Source organism: Mycobacterium sp. 852013-50091_SCH5140682, assembly GCF_001665685.1.
Taxonomy (GTDB): Bacteria; Actinomycetota; Actinomycetes; order Mycobacteriales; family Mycobacteriaceae; genus Mycobacterium.
Window position 1 is genome coordinate 207,021 of sequence record NZ_LZTB01000011.1, and the last position, 17,062, is coordinate 224,082.

General features: G+C 66.1%; 16 protein-coding genes. 10 read left to right on the forward strand and 6 right to left on the reverse strand.

Translation table 11 applies throughout. From position 1 onward, the window contains the following. Positions 1–6 precede the first annotated feature (6 nt). Positions 7–1,089: an aldo/keto reductase gene (locus tag A5784_RS04440; RefSeq protein ID WP_064942688.1), complete on the reverse strand. Its 1,083-nt coding sequence runs from the start codon at positions 1,087–1,089 to the stop codon at positions 7–9. A 152-nt stretch (positions 1,090–1,241) separates the two neighbouring features. On the opposite strand from A5784_RS04440, the gene A5784_RS04445 reads away from it, so the two are divergent. Both A5784_RS04445 and A5784_RS04450 read left to right on the forward strand, forming a co-directional pair. After that, entirely contained in the window at positions 1,242–2,156 is a 915-nt protein-coding gene (locus A5784_RS04445; protein WP_064942689.1) for an AraC family transcriptional regulator, read from the forward strand. Between the two features lie 54 nt (positions 2,157–2,210). Next, the gene (locus A5784_RS04450) at positions 2,211–2,720 is read left to right on the forward strand and encodes a nitroreductase family deazaflavin-dependent oxidoreductase (RefSeq protein WP_064942690.1); all 510 of its coding nucleotides are present in this window, start codon (positions 2,211–2,213) and stop codon (positions 2,718–2,720) included. 92 nt (positions 2,721–2,812) lie between these two features. On the opposite strand, the gene A5784_RS04455 is transcribed toward A5784_RS04450, so the two are convergent. From A5784_RS04455 to A5784_RS04470, 4 genes are all read right to left on the reverse strand, one after another. Then, positions 2,813–3,631, reverse strand: a complete 819-nt coding sequence (locus A5784_RS04455; protein ID WP_064942691.1) for an ATP-binding cassette domain-containing protein — start codon at positions 3,629–3,631, stop codon at positions 2,813–2,815. Positions 3,632–3,635: 4 nt separating this feature from the next. Continuing rightward, on the reverse strand, positions 3,636–4,694 hold the full coding sequence (locus A5784_RS04460; RefSeq protein WP_029372964.1) for an ABC transporter permease: 1,059 nt from the start codon (positions 4,692–4,694) through the stop codon (positions 3,636–3,638). A 34-nt stretch (positions 4,695–4,728) separates the two neighbouring features. Further along, positions 4,729–5,715: a sugar ABC transporter substrate-binding protein gene (locus A5784_RS04465; protein WP_064942692.1), complete on the reverse strand. Its 987-nt coding sequence runs from the start codon at positions 5,713–5,715 to the stop codon at positions 4,729–4,731. Between the two features lie 232 nt (positions 5,716–5,947). Further along, positions 5,948–6,685, reverse strand: coding sequence for a GntR family transcriptional regulator (locus A5784_RS04470; protein ID WP_064942693.1), 738 nt, complete (start codon positions 6,683–6,685; stop codon positions 5,948–5,950). A gap of 211 nt (positions 6,686–6,896) precedes the next feature. Here A5784_RS04470 and iolC point away from each other — a divergent pair, with 211 nt between their 5' ends. From iolC to A5784_RS04500, 6 genes are read left to right on the forward strand one after another with little or no spacing between them, the layout of a single operon-like run. Continuing rightward, entirely contained in the window at positions 6,897–7,904 is a 1,008-nt protein-coding gene (gene iolC, locus A5784_RS04475; RefSeq protein ID WP_064942694.1) for a 5-dehydro-2-deoxygluconokinase, read from the forward strand. After that, positions 7,897–8,772, forward strand: coding sequence for a Cgl0159 family (beta/alpha)8-fold protein (locus tag A5784_RS04480; protein WP_064942695.1), 876 nt, complete (start codon positions 7,897–7,899; stop codon positions 8,770–8,772). The genes iolC and A5784_RS04480 overlap by 8 nt, the downstream gene beginning before the upstream one ends. A gap of 1 nt (position 8,773) precedes the next feature. Beyond that, complete coding sequence (iolB, locus tag A5784_RS04485) at positions 8,774–9,643, forward strand: 5-deoxy-glucuronate isomerase (protein ID WP_064942696.1); 870 nt, start codon at positions 8,774–8,776, stop codon at positions 9,641–9,643. 2 nt (positions 9,644–9,645) lie between these two features. Next, a complete protein-coding gene (gene iolD, locus A5784_RS04490) occupies positions 9,646–11,598 on the forward strand; it encodes a 3D-(3,5/4)-trihydroxycyclohexane-1,2-dione acylhydrolase (decyclizing) (RefSeq protein ID WP_064942697.1) in 1,953 nt (650 codons plus the stop codon). Between the two features lie 13 nt (positions 11,599–11,611). Further along, positions 11,612–12,517 carry a sugar phosphate isomerase/epimerase family protein gene (locus A5784_RS04495; protein WP_064942698.1) on the forward strand — a complete coding sequence of 302 codons (906 nt, stop codon included), beginning with the start codon at positions 11,612–11,614 and terminating at the stop codon, positions 12,515–12,517. 7 nt (positions 12,518–12,524) lie between these two features. Continuing rightward, positions 12,525–13,553: a Gfo/Idh/MocA family protein gene (locus A5784_RS04500; RefSeq protein WP_064942699.1), complete on the forward strand. Its 1,029-nt coding sequence runs from the start codon at positions 12,525–12,527 to the stop codon at positions 13,551–13,553. Positions 13,554–13,722: 169 nt separating this feature from the next. On the opposite strand, the gene A5784_RS04505 is transcribed toward A5784_RS04500, so the two are convergent. Then, positions 13,723–14,730 carry a LacI family DNA-binding transcriptional regulator gene (locus tag A5784_RS04505; protein WP_064942847.1) on the reverse strand — a complete coding sequence of 336 codons (1,008 nt, stop codon included), beginning with the start codon at positions 14,728–14,730 and terminating at the stop codon, positions 13,723–13,725. 98 nt (positions 14,731–14,828) lie between these two features. Here A5784_RS04505 and A5784_RS04510 point away from each other — a divergent pair, with 98 nt between their 5' ends. Then, on the forward strand, positions 14,829–15,995 hold the full coding sequence (locus tag A5784_RS04510) for a Gfo/Idh/MocA family protein (RefSeq protein ID WP_064942700.1): 1,167 nt from the start codon (positions 14,829–14,831) through the stop codon (positions 15,993–15,995). A gap of 1 nt (position 15,996) precedes the next feature. After that, positions 15,997–16,995 carry a Gfo/Idh/MocA family protein gene (locus tag A5784_RS04515; RefSeq protein ID WP_064942702.1) on the forward strand — a complete coding sequence of 333 codons (999 nt, stop codon included), beginning with the start codon at positions 15,997–15,999 and terminating at the stop codon, positions 16,993–16,995. Positions 16,996–17,062: the final 67 nt, after the last annotated feature.

The following is a 17,062-nucleotide window of genomic DNA, read 5'->3' on the forward strand; positions in this document are numbered from 1 at the left end:
GTGCAGTCAGTACCGCACATCGCTGGCCAACAGCGGCGGGTAGACCCCGGAGGTCTGCCCGTCGACGGTGGTCCCGGCGAACTGAAGAGTCGCCCGCATGGCGCCGTTGAGATCCGCAGGGTAGTCGAGCACGGGGGCGGACACCTTGTCGAGGCGCATGAGCTGATCAGGCTGCAGAACGACGTCGAGCCCGGCCAGGTTCGATTCCAGATGAGCTTGTCGCCGGGCCCCGATGATCGGCACCACAGTTCCAGTGCGGGCCAGCAGCCACGCGAGCGATACTGCGGCCGAAGATGTTTGGAGTTCCTCAGCGATATCGGCGACGGTCTCGATGACGTCGTACTGCGCGTCGTCCGGACCACCGACGTAAGCCGCACGCGCGGAGTCGATCACATCGGCGCCGCGGCGGTACTTCCCCGAGAGAAAGCCATTCTTCAACGGGCTCCACGGCACCAATGCCATCCCCTGATCGGCAGCCAACGGCGCCAGTTCGCCTTCGACCGTGCGGGCCAGCAGCGAGTATTCGACCTGCAGGGCGATCAGCGGGCTCCAGCCGCGCAGCAATGCCATGGTCTGCGCCTGCGCGGTGACCCAGGCCGGCGTATTGGAGAACCCGAGGTAGCGGATGGTGCCCGCGCGGACCAGGTCGTCAAGCGTGCGCATGGTTTCCTCGATCGGGGTGTGGCGATCCCAGTTGTGCAGCCAGTACACGTCGAGGTAATCGGTATTCAGACGGCGCAGAGTTTCGTGCAGCTGCGCGCTGATGGACGACCGGCCGGCTCCCCCGCCGTTGGGGTCACCAGGAAACAGGTTGGTGAAGAATTTCGACGCGAGAACCACACGGTGGCGACGGCCCGGGCTGCGCGCGAAGAAGTCGCCGAGGATCTTCTCGGAATGCCCGTTGGTGTAGAAGTTGGCGGTGTCGATGAAGTTGCCGCCGCGATCGAGGTAGGCGGCGAGGATGCGCTCGGATTCCTCGACGCTGGTTCCCGCCGCACCAGGATCCTCTCCGAACGTCATCGCCCCGAGTGCGAATGGGCTGACGCGTAGACCGGACCGCCCGAGAGTGACGTAGCTGTCGAGTGCCATGAAATTGCTCCCTTACACGATGAATTGGATGTCTCCATCGAAGACCAGGACGCGTGAAACGGGTAGATCGATCCCGGCGGGCTCTTGCATGATCCTGCTCAACTCAGCGGTATACGACCATCGGTCTCGCCCGGGCATGGTTATCTGAGACCATGCGCAAAGGACCGGATTCCCTCACCGAGATCCGCCGGCTGATCGACGCGCACGCCCGACCCGATCTGGGTTCGGCCATCAACGGGTTGCTGTTGTCGAAGGTCGCCGGAGCGCACAGCCCCGATTACTCACTGACCGAACCGCTGCTGGTTGTGATGGCGCAGGGCGGCAAGCGACTGCTGCTCGGCGACGAGGTGTTCGAATACCGTTCAGCGCAATACCTGATCGTGGCCGCCAGTGTTCCGGTCACCGGTCACTTTCTCGACACCACCGCGACGCATCCTTCGTTGGCGATGGGATTGGTGTTGCGGCCGGCCCTGTTGTCGACGCTGATGTTGCAGGCGCCTGCCGAATCTCTGTCGCGTGCCGCAGCTCCGGCCATCGCAACCGGCGATGCTTGCCCCGACCTGCTGGACGCCGTCGCGCGCATGTTGCGGCTTCTGGAGCATCCCGCCGACGCGCCTGTGCTCGGCCCGCTCATCGAGCAAGAGATCCTGTGGCGGTTGCTGACCGGTCGGCACGGATCCACGGTGCGGCAGATCGGCACGGCCGACAGCTACCTGGCCCACATCAACCGCGCTATCGCCTGGATGCGCGACAACTACGCCGAGCCGGTTCGGATCGAAAAGCTGGCAAAGATGGCCGGAATGAGCGAGTCGGCTTTTCACCGTCAGTTCCGAGCCGTCACCGCGATGAGCCCACTGCAGTTCCAGAAGCGAATTCGGCTGCAGCACGCCCGATCACTGCTGTTGACGCAACCCGGTGACATCGCCGGAGTCGGGCATCGGGTGGGTTATGACAGCCCGTCGCAGTTCAATCGCGAATACCGCAGGATGTTCGGTGCCCCACCCGGTCAGGATGCCGCGCAGCTGCGCGCTGCGGGTTCGGCGACCGAAGCCACGCGGTTCCCGTGACGACGTGATCGCGATTCCGCCCCGCCTCTGCGGCCGGCTGCGCACAATGTCGGGATGGCCGAAGGATCCTTCCCGCACAGCAGCTGGGGGCGAGAGAAGCCGTCGCCCGTGTTCAAGCCGGTGTTCGCATTCGTGGCGTCCCCATTCGGATCGAAGGTGATCCGTGCCCTCGTTCCGCTCGACGAGTTGCTCGTCGACCGCAGCAAGGGCCGCATCTCGTTGTTCGGGCCGCTGTCGCTGCCGGAACTGTTGTTGACCACCACCGGTCGGAAGTCAGGCCAGCTGAGGACGACCGTCCTCAGCTACATCCACGACGGTCACCGGTTGCTGCTGTTGGGCAGTAACTTCGGCCAGCAGCACCATCCGTCGTGGTCGGCCAATCTGATCGCCGACCCACACGCCTCGGTCTCGATGGCCGGCAAGGAGATTCCAGTGCAGGCGACCGTGCTGGACGGGGCGGACCGCGAAGGGTCGCTCAGACGCTTCCTGAGCTATCCGATGTACAGCGCCTATCAGAACCGCACCGACCGCGCGCTGCGGGTCTTCGCCCTGACCCGGCGCTGATCCACCCGGTGCTGCCCCAGCCTCGCGAGCGTGCGCGAACTGCTGCCTGAACACGGCGTGTCGGCCAGCAGACCCGCACGCTCGCGGTGCAACTACTTACGGCCCAGCTCGTGGCTGAGCGCCTCCAGTTCGTCGCCACCGGCCATCTGTTGGGTGAGGTGTTCGAGCGTGATTTCGTCGTAGGTGCAGTCCAGCTTCTGCCTGCCCCGATTGAGCAGCACGAAGTGGTCGCCCACCATGTGCGCGTGGTGCGGGTTGTGGGTGATGAAGATGACCCCGAACCCCTGCTCCTTGGCCGCGGTGATGTAGCGCAGCACCATGCCCGACTGCTTGACGCCCAGCGCCGCGGTGGGCTCGTCGAGAATGAGCACTCGCGCACCGAAGAAGACCGCGCGCGCGATCGCCACACATTGACGCTGGCCGCCCGACAGCGACCCGATGGGCGCGTCCACGTCAGGCAGGTCGATGCCCATCTTGTGCAGTTCGGAGATGGTGGTCGCCCGCATGGCGCTGATGTCCAGGGACTTCAGCAGGCCCTTCTTGCGCAGTTCGTTTCCGAGGAAGAAGTTGCGCCACACCGGCATCAGCGACACCACGGCCAGGTCCTGGTACACCGTGGCGATGCCGGCGTTCAGCGAGTCCTTGGGTGACTCGAAGACCGTGTGCTTGCCGTCGATGAGCAGTTCGCCCTCAGTGGGTTTGTGCAAACCGGCAATGATCTTGATCAAGGTGGACTTGCCCGCGCCGTTGTCTCCGAGCACGCCCGTCACCTCACCGGCACCCACCCGCAGGTTGATGTCCTTGAGGGCGATGATGTTTCCGTAGCTCTTGCCGACGTGCTTGAGCTCGACCAGTGGCACCTCGCCGCCCGACGGCGTCTCGGCGATCGGTGCCTCAGCAGTTGTGCTCATCTACTTACCTTTTCGCTGCGTAGTTACGGACGACGTTGTTGGCGATCACCGCGAACAGCAGCATCGCGCCCAGGAAGAACTTGAACCAGTCCGGGTTCCAGCCGGCGTAGACGATGCCCTGGTTGGTCATGCCGAAGATGAACGCGCCGATGAGGGTGCCGACGGCGGTGCCATAGCCACCGGTCAGCAGGCAGCCACCCACGACCGCGGCGATGATGTAGAAGAACTCGTTGCCGATGCCCTGGCCGGATTGCACGGTGTTGAAGGCGAACAGCAGGTGCATGCCCACGAACCAGGCGCAGAAGCTGACGAGCATGAACAGACCGATCTTGACCTTGGTAACCGGGACACCGACCGCACGCGCACTGTCCTGATTGCCGCCGACCGCGAAGATCCAGTTGCCGATCCGGGTTTTGAACAACACGTACGTGGCGATGACGGTGAACAGAATCCACCAGATCACGGTGATGCGTACGGACACCCCGAAGAGCGTGAACGACGACGCAAAAACGGCTCGCCCGGAATCGAATCCCTGCATGTCCGACACACTCGGGGTGGCGACCTGCCCCGACAGCAGCTTGGTTACGGCCAGGTTGATACCGGTGAGCATGAAGAACGAACTGAGCGTGATGAGGAATGACGGAATCTTGGTCCGCATCACCATGTAACCGTTGAAGAACCCGACGGACAGTGCGATCACCAGCGACAGTGCCGCTCCGGTCCATAGATTCAGGTGCAGGTTGTAGCTGAGCATCGACGCGGCCAGCGACGAGGTGGTGACCGCGACGCCCGAGGACAGGTCGAACTCGCCGCCGATCATCAGCACGCCGACACCGACCGCCATGATGCCGATGGTCGAGCTCGCGTACAGCACGGTGGCCAGCGCCTCGGGGGTGCGGAACGGCGGAGCCACGATGAGGAACAGCACGAAGATTCCGACGGCGCCGACGAAGGCACCCATCTCGGGTCGGATCAGTAACCGCTGCAGCCGGTTCTGTTCCTTCACCCGTTCGTCGCGGACGACCTTGTGAGTCTCGAGATTGAGATCTGCCTGGGTACTCATGCGCTGAGTCCTCTCTTCTTCGCGCAAGCGCTCATCAGCGTGTCCCGTTCTTCGCGTACTCGGCGACCGCGTCGATGTTCGACTTGTCGATGAACGACGGCCCGGTCAGCGTCGGTTGACCGCCGCCGATGACGTTGCCGTTGTTGATGTAGAGCCACAGCGAGTCGACCGACAGATAGCCCTGCAGGAACGGCTGCTGGTCGATGGCCCACTGCACATCGCCGTTCTGGATCGCACCGACGAGAGCGGCGTTGGTGTCGAACGTGCCGACCTTGGCCTTGCTGTTGGCGTTCTTCACCGATTGCACCGCGGTCATCGCAAACGGCGCACCGAGGGTGATCACATAGTCGATGCTCGGATCCTGTTGCAGTTTTGCGGTGATGGTGGATTCGACCGACGGCATGTCCTTGCCGTTGACGTTGAGCACCTCGGCCCCGGGGAACGTGTTCTTCACACCGGCACAACGTGATTCGAGTCCGACGTGCCCTTGTTCCTGGATGACGCAGATGGCCTTCTTGGCGCCTTCGGCGGCGACGCGCTTGCCGGCACCCTGACCCGAGATGTACTCGTCCTGCCCGAAGAATTCCTTGACGCCCATGGCTTGCCAGGCGTCGGCGCCGGCATTGAAAGCGACCACCGGAATGCCCTTGGCCGTGGCATTCTCGATCGCGCCCTTCATGGCGTCAGGCTTGGCCAGCGTCACCGCGATGCCCTTGACCCCGCTGTCGACGGCGGTCTGCACGAGGTTCGCCTGATTGGGGGCCTCGGGGTCGTTGGAGTAACGGAGTTCGATGTTGTCTTTCTTGGCAGCCGTCTCGGCACCCTTGCGGACCAGATCCCAGAACGAGTCACCCGGCACCTCGTGGGTGATCATCGCGATGGTCGCCCGCGGGGTGTCGGCCGTGCCCGAGCCCATGCCTCCGCCGTTGCTGGCAGGTTTGCCGCCGGTGCTCGAACATGCGCCGGCCCCGAGCACGAGCACGCTCGCCCCGGCCGCCGCGATGAGCCGACTGAACCTCATTGCTTCTCCTCGTCCTCGACATCACCGCGGGCTTCTGCGCCTGGACTCCAGTGGCAAGCGACACGGTCTCGCCCATGATGTAATACCGCTCACATCTGAAAGTCAATACTTTGTTCGGACATTAGGACTGCATATCAAACGCTGGGGCGGGGCATGGCAAAGCCGCCCGGCGCCACTGGGGCGATCGAGCTTGACATGAAATGCACTAGTACAGAGCCGATTTGGCGATACGTTAGCGGTCCACAAGCGTGGTGTCGAAGTAGTACCGCGATGCGCGATACACATGGCTGCCATATTCGACGATGCGACCGGAGTCGTCGAACGCCGTGCGTTCCATGACCAGCAGAGGCGCCTTCGGCTTCTCGTCGAGCAGCCGGGCCTCGTCGCGGTCGGCGGCCTTCGCGCCGATGCGCTGACGGGCCAGCCTGATGTGAACGCCGCGCGCACGCAACGACTGGTACAGCCCGGAGTGCTCCAGGTCCGCCTCGTCGGGGGCCACCGCGGCAGGCAGATAGTTGGTCATGAGCGCCAGGGGCTGACCACCGGAGCTGCGAAGTCGACGCATCATGACCACCTCGCTGCCGGGCGCGAGATTGAGGTGTTCGGCGATGTCGTCTGCGGCGGGACCGGACACATAGTCCAGCACCCTGGTGGCCGGCTCCTGCCCTGCCCGCGCCAGGTCGTCGTACAGGCTGGTCAACTCGACCGGCCGATGCACGGGTGTCTGCACCACCTGGGTGCCGACCCCGCGCTTGCGCACCAGCAGCCCCTTGTCCACCAGTTCCTGGATGGCGCGCCGCGTCGTCGGTCGCGACAGATTGAGCCGGCTGGCAAGTGCGAGTTCGTTCTCGAAGCGGTCCCCCGGCTTGAGTTGCCCGTCCAGGATGGCCTTTTCGAAGACCTGGGCCACCTGAAAGTACAGCGGTATCGGACTCGAACGGTCGAGTTCGACAGACAGCGTCGGGGTCACTCTCGCTCCGATCCTCGGGGCCTCCGCGCGGGTTCGCTGGAGTGACTACACAGACTACCTGCAAATGACGGAAAGTAAGAATGTCCGAACAAAGTCTTGACAGCACCCGGCGACGGGGCGCACAGTCGACACCGACGGCAGACGCAACCGATCGCCGTGCGCGCCGTCGCGCCGAAACCGCATATGCCCACACCACACTCGGGAGTTCCTCGTGACCGATACCCCCAACCAGGCCTTCGATGTCGTCGCCATCGGTCGCTGCGGCGTCGACGTGTATCCCCTCCAGGTCGGACTCGGTTTGGAACATGTCGAATCTTTCGGCAAGTTTCTGGGCGGCAGCGCCGCCAACGTGTCGGTGGCCGCGGCCCGATTGGGCAACCGCGCTGCGTTGATCTCCGGCGTGGGCGATGATCCCTTCGGTCGCTTCGTCCGCAACGAACTCGCCAGACTCGGCGTCGACAACCGCTTCATCACCACCCACGGCGAGTACCCGACGCCCGTGACGTTCTGCGAGATTTTCCCGCCCGACGACTTCCCGCTCTACTTCTACCGCAAGCCTTCCGCACCTGATCTGCAGGTCCGTGCCGACGAGCTCGACCTTGACGCCATCGGCAACGCTCGGCTGTATTGGTCGACGGTCACCGGGCTGTCCGAAGAGCCAAGCCGCAGTGCTCATTTCGCGGCGTGGGAGGCCCGGAGGGCGAGCGAAGCGACGGGGAATGACACAGCACGGAAGCCACTCACGGTGCTCGATCTCGACTACCGGCCCATGTTCTGGGATACGCCTGCGGCGGCCACCGAACAGGTGCAGCGCGCCCTGCAGTACGTCACCGTCGCCGTCGGCAACCGCGAGGAATGCGAGATCGCCGTCGGTGAGACCAACCCGCACAAGGCCGCCGACGCGCTGCTCGACCTCGGTGTCGAGCTCGCCATCGTCAAGCAGGGACCGCGGGGCGTGCTGGGTAAGACCAGACACAGCGCGGTCACCGTGCCACCGAACCAGGTCGACGTGATCAACGGGCTCGGCGCAGGAGATGCCTTCGGCGGCAGCCTGATTCACGGGCTGCTGCACGACTGGCCGCTGGAGAAAACGTTGCGTTACGCCAACGCCGCCGGTGCCATCGTGGCGTCCCGGCTCGAATGCTCAACCGCGATGCCGACTGCCGCCGAGGTGGCCGAGCTCGCCGAACAAACCGCCGTGGAGGCCGTCAATGTCTAAATGCCGAGACTATGCCGAGGTGACCCAGCTTCGGGCCACCGAGCCCGGTGCCGTCGCGAAAGCCTGGCAGGAACGCACCACCCGCCCGACCACACGTGGCGACGGCAGGCTGATGATCGTCGCCGCCGACCACCCAGCGCGCGGCGCGCTCGGCGTCGGGCCCCGGCCCACGGCGATGAACAGCCGCACCGATCTGCTGGACCGGCTGCGGGCGGCCCTGGCCGTCCCCGGCGTCGACGGCGTGCTGGCGAGCTCCGACATCCTCGACGATCTTGTACTGCTGGGCGCACTCGAGGACAAGGTCGTGTTCTCCTCGTTCAACCGCGGAGGCCTGGCCGGTGCGTCGTTCGAGTTGGACGACCGGATGACCGGCGCCACCGCCGCATCGACCGCCGCTGCCCGGATGAACGGTGGAAAGATGCTGTGCCGCATCGCTCTTGATGATCCCGGTACGGTGTCCACCCTGACGGCATGCGCACAGGCGATCGATGATCTGGCCGCACATGGTCTGATCGCGATGCTCGAACCGTTCATGTCGGCTCGCGTCGACGGCAAGGTCCGCAACGACCTGTCGCCCGACGCCGTGATCAAATCGGTCCACATCGGTCAGGGACTCGGATCGACTTCGGCCTACACCTGGATGAAGCTGCCGGTGGTCCCCGAGATGGACCGGGTGATGGAATCCACCACCCTGCCGACGCTGCTGCTCGGCGGCGATCCCGCCGATCCCGACGAGGCGTTCGCATCCTGGGAGAAAGCCCTCGGGCTGCCCTCTGTGCGGGGCCTGGTCGTGGGCCGGACGCTGTTGTACCCCAACGACGACGACGTCAGCGGCGCCGTGGCGACCGCGGTGAAGATGGTGCGGTGACGTGGAAAGCAAACTGTACATCCCCGCCAACAGCGCGACAGCCCCGTACACCGTCGACATCACGCCCGAATCCGCGGGCTGGGCGGAGTCCAGCCTGCACGTGGTCGATCTCGACGGCACCGAGTCGGTCACCCGCAGCACCGGTGACACCGAAGTGATGATCCTGCCGCTCGCCGGCGGCGGCACCGTGCAGTGCGGCGACGAGACGTTCGAATTGTCGCCCCGCGCATCGGTGTTCGACGGCCCAGCCGACATGGTCTACCTCGGGACGGGCCAGACCTATACGCTGCGCGGCCATGGCCGCGTGGCGATCTGCGGGGCACGGGCGGCCCACTCCTATCCCAACCGCCGGGTGGCCGCCGCCGACGTCGCATTCGAATTGCGCGGCGCGGGCAACTGCAGCCGTCAGGTGCACAACTTCGGCACGGCGACGGCGTTCGAGGCCGACTCGCTCATCGCCTGCGAGGTGATCACCCCGGGCGGCAACTGGTCGAGCTATCCCGCGCACAAGCATGACGAGAACACCGAGGTGGAGACGCAGCTGGAGGAGATCTACTACTTCGAGATCGACGACAGCCCCGCCGGCACACCGGGATTCGGCTACCACCGGGTCTACGGCACGCCGCAGCGTCCGATCGAGGTGCTCGAGGAGGTGCGTTCGGGTGACGTCGTGCTGGTGCCACACGGCTACCACGGTCCGTCCATCGCCGCACCGGGGCACCACATGTACTACCTCAACGTGATGGCCGGGTCCGGTCCCGAGCGCGCGTGGAGGATCTGCGACGACCCCGATCACACCTGGCTGCGCAGCAGCTGGGAGCACCAGTCCGTCGATCCGCGCCTTCCCTTCACTGCCTCCGAAGGAGCCTGAACATGGTTTCGACCGCACCCAAGTCGACCGAGAAGTACACCGACACCGAACCCACCGTGCGACTCACCGTGGCGCAGGCGACCATCCGCTTCCTCGCCAACCAGTACGTCGAACGCGCCGGCGAGCGCACCAAGTTCTTCGCAGGCTGCTTCGGCATCTTCGGTCACGGCAACGTGGCCGGGCTTGGCCAGGCGCTGTTGCAGGAGGAGCTCGAGGCGCACGAAGCCGGACGGGAGCCCGGTCTGAAGTACGTGCTGGGCCGCAACGAGCAGGCCATGGTGCACAGCGCCGTCGCCTATGCCCGCCAGAAGGATCGGCTGCAGGCGTGGGCCGTCACCGCCAGCGTGGGCCCCGGCGCCACCAACATGCTCACCGGCGCGGCGCTGGCCACCATCAACCGCCTGCCGGTGCTGCTGCTTCCCGCCGACACGTTCGCCACCCGCGTCAGCGCGCCCGTGCTGCAGGAACTCGAGCTGCCGTCCTCCGGAGACGTCACGGTCAACGACGCGTTCAAACCGTTGTCCCGGTATTTCGACCGGGTGTGGCGGCCCGAGCAGCTGCCCGCGGCACTGTTGGGCGCCATGCGGGTGCTGACCGACCCCGCGGAAACCGGTGCCGCCACGGTGGCGATTCCGCAGGATGTGCAGGCCGAGGCTCATGACTGGCCGGAATCGCTGTTCGCCGAACGCACCTGGCATGTCGCCTGCCCGCTGCCGGAACGCTCCGTCATCACGCGCGCCGCCGAGGTGATCCGTTCGGCACGCAAGCCACTGATCATCGCCGGCGGCGGTGTGCACTACTCGTTCGCCGAAGAGGCTCTTGCTGCGCTCTGCGCGCAGACCGGCATCCCGGTGGCGGAGAGCCAGGCCGGCAAGGGGTCCCTGCGCTACGACCATCCCCAGTCGGTCGGCGCCGTCGGCTCGACCGGGACCACGGCCGCCAACGCCCTGGCGGCCGATGCCGATGTGATCATCGGCATCGGTACCCGCTACAGCGATTTCACGTCGGCTTCGCGCACCGCGTTCAACAATCCCGACGTCCGATTCGTCAACATCAATGTGGCGTCGCTGGATTCGGTCAAGCAGGGTGGCATCAGCATCGTCGCCGACGCGCGGGAGGCCATCGAAGCCCTGGGACCGGCGCTCGGCGACTACACCGTCAGCGACGAATATCGTTCGCGGGTCACCGAACTGGCCACCGAATGGGAGGACACCGTGTCCTCGGTGTACGCCACGTCCGACGATGGCGCCGCGCTGAACCAGAACCAGGTCATCGGTCTGGTGAACACGCTGTCGGATCCGCGGGACGTCGTGGTGTGTGCCGCCGGCTCGATGCCGGGCGACCTGCACAAGCTGTGGCGCACGCGCGACCGCAAGGGCTATCACGTCGAATACGGCTACTCCTGCATGGGATACGAGATCGCGGGCGGTATCGGAGTGCGGATGGCTGCTCCCGACCGCGATGTGTTCATCATGGTCGGCGATGGTTCGTACCTGATGATGGCCACCGAGATCGTCACCGCAGTGCAGGAAGGCGTCAAGGTGATTCCCGTGCTGGTCCAGAACCACGGATTCGCTTCCATCGGAGGGCTTTCCGAGTCGCTGGGCTCTCAGCGGTTCGGCACCGCCTATCGGTACCGCACCGGTGACGGCCGGCTCGACGGCGACAAGCTGCCGGTCGACCTGGCCGCCAACGCGGCGAGCCTGGGCGCCGACGTCATCAAGGTCGGCACCGCAGCCGAGTTCACCGATGCGGTCAAGGTCGCCAAGGCGGCCGACCGGGTCACCGTCATCCACGTGGAAACGGACCCGTTGATCTATGCGCCCGACAGCCAGTCCTGGTGGGACGTCCCGGTGTCCCAGGTGTCCACGCTGGAATCCACTCAGACCGCCTACGAGCGGTACGCGGACTGGAAGAAAGTCCAACGCCCCCTTATCCGCCCGTCAGATCGCTAGAAGGAAACCCAAAGTGAGCAAGATTCTCGTAGGTTCCGCACCCGACTCCTGGGGCGTGTGGTTCCCCGACGATCCCAAGCAGACCCCGTACACCCGCTTCCTCGACGAAGTCGCCGAATCCGGTTACGAGTGGATCGAACTGGGCCCGTTCGGCTATCTGCCCACCGATCCCCAGCAGCTCTCCGACGAACTCGCCAAGCGCAATCTGAAGTTGTCGGCGGGAACCGTCTTCGAGCACCTGCACCAAGACAACTCGTGGGATGCCGTCTGGACCCAGATCGAGGACGTCGCACGGCTCACCGCCGCGGTGGGCGGCAAGCACGTCGTCGTGATCCCCGAGATGTGGCGCGACCCCGCCACCGGCGCGGTGCTCGAGGATCGCAACCTCACTGCCGAGCAGTGGCGCAAGAAGACCCAGGGCATGAACGAACTCGGCAAGGCCATGTTCGAAAAGTACGGCGTGCGTGCGCAATACCATCCGCATGCCGACAGCCACGTCGACACCGAGGAGAACGTCTACCGCTTCCTCGACGGCACCGATGGTGAGTTTGTCAATCTGTGCCTGGACACCGGCCACATCAGCTACTGCGGTGGCGACAACATCGCGATCATCCGCCGGGCCCCCGAGCGTATCGGCTACCTGCACCTCAAGCAGGTCGATCCCGAGGTGCGGGCCAAGGTCGAGGCTGAGGACCTGCCGTTCGGCGAAGCCGTCAAGCTGGGCGCGATGACCGAGCCGCCGCTGGGCATCCCGGAGATGCCGCCGCTGCTCGCCGAGATCGAGAAGCTCGGCATCGACGTGTTCGCGATCGTCGAGCAGGACATGTATCCCTGCGAGGTCGATGCACCCCTGCCCATCGCCAAGCGCACCCAGTCCTACCTGGGGTCGTGTGGCGTTCCGTCTGTGAAATTCCGCTAGGAGAACAATGTCCGACCTGCGTATCGCGGTGCTCGGCGTGGGCATCATGGGTGCCGACCACGTCGAGCGGCTGGCCTCACGCATCTCCGGTGCCCGCGTCACTGTGGTGAACGACTTCCTCACCGAGAAGGCCGAAGCCGTCGCCGCGGGTGTCCCCGGCTGCCGCGCAGTCGGGGATCCGTTGGACGCGATCGCCGACCCCGACGTGGATGCGGTGGTGCTGGCCACCCCTGGCCCCACGCACGACAAGCAACTGCTGGCATGCCTGGATCACGGCAAGCCGGTGTTGTGTGAGAAGCCGTTGACCACCGACGTGGAATCGTCGCTGGAGGTCGTCAAGCGCGAGGCCGAACTCGGTAGGCGACTCATCCAGGTCGGCTTCATGCGCCGCTTCGACGACGAGTACATGCAGCTGAAGGCGCTGATGGACTCCGGTGAGTTCGGCCAGCCTCTGGTGCTGCACTGCGTGCACCGCAACCCGGCCGTACCACCGAGTTTCGACAGCTCGATGGTGGTCAAGGATTCGCTGGTGCACGAGGTCGATGTGACGCGATTCCTGTTCGACGAGGAGATCGCGTCGATCCAGATCATCAAGCCGGCGACTAATCCCGGTGCACCACAAGGCATTCAGGACCCTCAGATCGCGATCATGCGAACCACGTCAGGCAAGCACATCGACGTCGAACTGTTCGTCACCACCGGCGTGGCCTACGAGGTGCGCACCGAGTTGGTCGGTGAAAAGGGTTCGGCGTTCATCGGACTCGATGTCGGGCTGATCCGCAAAGGCGCAGGCACCTGGGGTGGCCAGATCACGCCCGGCTTCCGGGAGCGGTTCGGCCGGGCGTACGACACCGAGTTCCAGCGGTGGGTCAACGCCGTAGCGGCCGGGGCGGGCTCCGGCGATTACACCGACGGTCCCACAGCATGGGACGGTTACGCCGCTGCCGCGGTCTGCGCCGCAGGAGTCGAATCCCTGCAGTCGGGCCGGCCGGTCGACGTGTCCATGGTCGATCGCGCCTCGATCCCCGGCGCCTGACCCCGCACCCCTGCACCGCGAGCGTGCGTGTCTGTTGCCCGACACGCCGCTCGCGCCCGGCATTTTGCGCACTCTCGCGCGGGAGACGGCATGACACGGTTGATCACCGACGCCGGGCTCACGCACGTCGAAATCGAACTCATCGAGCGGTGGTGGGTGCCCGGGGGCTCTAACCCGGCGCGGCTGTCGAGCGCCGGATGCTCAGCGCCGGCTGATGCAGGTACACCCGTTGTGCGCCGCTGATGCCGTCGAGACGCTGCAGCAGGAACTTAGCGGCCTGCACGCCGACGGCGAAGTTGCCGTTGTCCACCGACGTCAGCGACAGGTGCCGGATCCGGGCCAGGTAGGTGTCGTCGTAGCCGACCAGTGAAAGATCCCGGGGCACAGAGAGATTACGGTCATCAGCCGCGGACAGCGCGCCGACGCACGCGACATCGTTGAACGCGAGGATCGCCGTCGGCCGGTCGGGGCGGTCCAGGAGCCGGCCCGCCGCGGCGTACCCGCCCTCCTCGGTCATCCCGGACAGCTCGACGGCACCGGGCAAGCCGGCGTCGGCCAACTCGGCTTCAAACCCGTCTCGCCGCAACGTCCCGACGATGCCGGGGCCCGCAAGATGGCCGATGCGCCGGTGACCGAGATCCAGCAGATGCCGTACCGCCAGCCGGGCGCCCACCACGTCGTCGTCCGCGGCGATGTCTACGGTCGGCAGGTTCGGCTCATGGGTACCGGCGAGGACGACCGGGACGTCGCGCGCCGCGCGCTCGATGGCCGCGCCTGCTTCGGTGGTGCCGACCACCACGAGTCCGTCGACGCGTTGCGCCAGCAGCCGGTCCACGGTGTCACGGCCCACCCGCTGATCGAGGTGGCTATCGGCCAGCAGCCCGGCGACGCCGACCGCGTCGAGTGTCGTGGTGAGGCCTTCCAGCAGTGGCACGAACCACGGGTTGCGCATGTCGTTGAGCACCACCCCGACGGTGCCGGTGCGGGCCTGCGACAGACCGCGGGCGATGTGGTTGGGCCGGTAGTCCAGTTCGGCCATCGCGGCCTCCACCGCGGCGCGGCTGGCGGCACTGACATTCGGCTCGCCGCGCAGCACCCGTGACACCAGCGACTTGGACAGCCCGGCTTGGGTGGCTACGTCACGGATGGTCGCGGGACGTCGCGGTGACGGATTCATTGCCGTCAGCATATTGATCCTCACCCTCCTGCCCCGTATCGTTACCGCTGTTGGGACCGGTCCCAGTTTAGTCCCACACGGTCCGTCCGGAGGAACAAATGAGTGATCTGCGGCTGTCCGCGGGCATGGTCGGTGGCGGCGAAGGCGCCGACATCGGCAAGACCCACCGCCAGGCCATGCGGCTCGACGACCAGTTCGTGCTGAGCGCCGGCGTGTTCGGCCGCGGTGCAGCGGCATCGGCGCGGATGGCCGACCGTCTCGGCGTCGACCGCATCTACCCCGACTACCGGGAGATGGCGGCCGCTGAGGCAACCCGGCCGGACGGCGTCGACGTCGTGGTGGTCGCCACCCCCAACGACAGCCATTTCGACATTGCCAGCGCGTTTCTGCGCGCCGGGATCTCGGTGGTGTGCGAGAAGCCGCTGACCCGCGATGCCGCCAGCGCGGCCGAACTGGTGTCGATCGCAGCCTCGACGGGAGCGATCCTGGCTGTCCCCCACTGCTATTCGGCATACGCGATGGTCCGTCACGCCGCGCATTCGGTCCGTGCCGGACAGGTGGGCCGAGTGCGCTCGGTGGTGGTGGAGCATGCGTCGGGCTGGGCGTCCACACCGCTGGAGCGCGCCGGACACAAGCAGGCGGCTTGGCGCACCGACCCCGACATTGCTGGAAAGGCCAGTGTGGTAGGCGATCTCGGCACCCATGCGTATCACCTGCTGCGTTACATCACCGGCTTGGAGGCCGACGAAGTGTCAGCAGAGCTGTCCACCCTCGTGCCGGGTCGCCGCACCTATGACAACGCCGCCGTCCGACTGCGATTGTCCAACGGGGCACCGGCCACGCTGTGGGCCTCCATGGCGGCCACCGGAAACGAGCACGGCCTGCGCATCCGGGTGTTCGGCGAGACCGGCGCCCTGGAATGGCGCCACGAAGATCCCCATCACCTCATCGTGCGTGACCTCGCCGGTGGCACAACGGTTCTCACGCAGGGAATGGCGTCACTGTCGGATGACGCGCAGCGGCTGACCCGGCCCGGCCTGGGCCACCCCGAAGGCTTCCTGGAGGCGTTCGCGAATTTCTACCTCGACCTCGCCGAGATGCTGCGGGGGCGGCGTGACGGCACTGCCCTCACGCCCCGCGAACTGACCATCCCGACCGGTGTCGACGGCTTGATCGGAGTGCAGTTCGTGGAAGCGGTCGAGTCGTCCCACGACCGCAACGGCGCCTGGGTGGCGCCCGCTGTCGCGGCTCTGACGGGAGTGTGAGGTGTACCGATTCGCCTTGCTCGGTGCGGGTTTCATCGGGTCCGTGCACGCCGGCAACCTCGCCGCGCATCCGGAGATCGACTTCGCCGTCGTCTACGACGTCGACGCCGAACGTGCGTCGGCGCTGGCGGGCCGCCACGGCGCCCGGGCTGCCACCGACCTCTCCGAGGTGTTCGACCCTGCCCACATCGACGCCGTGTTCATCGCCTCCTCGACCGACACCCATGCCGAGCACTTGCGTGGGGCTGCCGCCGCGGGCCTGCCTGTGCTGTGCGAGAAGCCGATCGACCTCGACCTGGATCGAGCCGTCAATGTGGTTGGTGCCGTGCAGGAATCGGGCGTCACGGCGATGGTCGACTTTAACCGGCGGTTCGACCGCGACTACGCGGAGCTGCAGCGAGTGGTGTCCTCGGGCGAGGTCGGCGATGTGCAGCTCATCCAGATGACCACCCGCGGTCCCGCGCTACCACCATTGAACTACCTCGCGGTGTCGGGCGGCCAGATGCGCGACCAGACTGTGCACTTCTTCGATCTGGCCCGCTGGATCGCCGGCACCGAACCGGAGGCGGTTTTCGCGACCGGATCGACGATGACCGACCCCGCGCTCGCCGAGATCGGTGACGTCGATCTGTCGGCGGTGACCCTGCGGCTGCGCGGCGGCGCCCTGGTGCAGATCGACAGTGCCCGCCAGATCGGCTACGGCTACGACGAGCGCATCGAAGTGCTCGGCTCGACGGGCATGGTGGAGGCCCGGCGCCACCGCACGGGAGCGGTGTCCCGTTACAGTGCGGGTCGGGTGATCGACGACGGCATGCACGCCGGATGGTTCGACCGGATCGCCCCAAGCTACCGCGCCGCGCTGGATCATTTCGTCGACGCCCTCGGGGGCCGGAGCACCGTCGGACCCGATCTGACCGAGGCACTCAAGGCCCAGGCCATCGCCGAGGCCGCCGCGATATCGCTGTGCACCGGCCGGATGGAACCCGTGGAGTATCCGTAGGACCAATATTCGATCTCGTCGGCCAAGCCCGGCGGATCGCCGGATGTGGGGCTGCGGTTACCAGGGT

Coding starts and splice junctions, on each gene's coding strand:
- A5784_RS04440 (WP_064942688.1), bottom strand. CDS start 1,089: ATGGCACTCGACAGCTACGTCACTCTCGGGCGGTCCGGTCTACGCGTC.
- A5784_RS04445 (WP_064942689.1), top strand. CDS start 1,242: ATGCGCAAAGGACCGGATTCCCTCACCGAGATCCGCCGGCTGATCGAC.
- A5784_RS04450 (WP_064942690.1), top strand. CDS start 2,211: ATGGCCGAAGGATCCTTCCCGCACAGCAGCTGGGGGCGAGAGAAGCCG.
- A5784_RS04455 (WP_064942691.1), bottom strand. CDS start 3,631: ATGAGCACAACTGCTGAGGCACCGATCGCCGAGACGCCGTCGGGCGGC.
- A5784_RS04460 (WP_029372964.1), bottom strand. CDS start 4,694: ATGAGTACCCAGGCAGATCTCAATCTCGAGACTCACAAGGTCGTCCGC.
- A5784_RS04465 (WP_064942692.1), bottom strand. CDS start 5,715: ATGAGGTTCAGTCGGCTCATCGCGGCGGCCGGGGCGAGCGTGCTCGTG.
- A5784_RS04480 (WP_064942695.1), top strand. CDS start 7,897: ATGTCTAAATGCCGAGACTATGCCGAGGTGACCCAGCTTCGGGCCACC.
- iolD (WP_064942697.1), top strand. CDS start 9,646: ATGGTTTCGACCGCACCCAAGTCGACCGAGAAGTACACCGACACCGAA.
- A5784_RS04500 (WP_064942699.1), top strand. CDS start 12,525: ATGTCCGACCTGCGTATCGCGGTGCTCGGCGTGGGCATCATGGGTGCC.
- A5784_RS04505 (WP_064942847.1), bottom strand. CDS start 14,730: ATGAATCCGTCACCGCGACGTCCCGCGACCATCCGTGACGTAGCCACC.
- A5784_RS04510 (WP_064942700.1), top strand. CDS start 14,829: ATGAGTGATCTGCGGCTGTCCGCGGGCATGGTCGGTGGCGGCGAAGGC.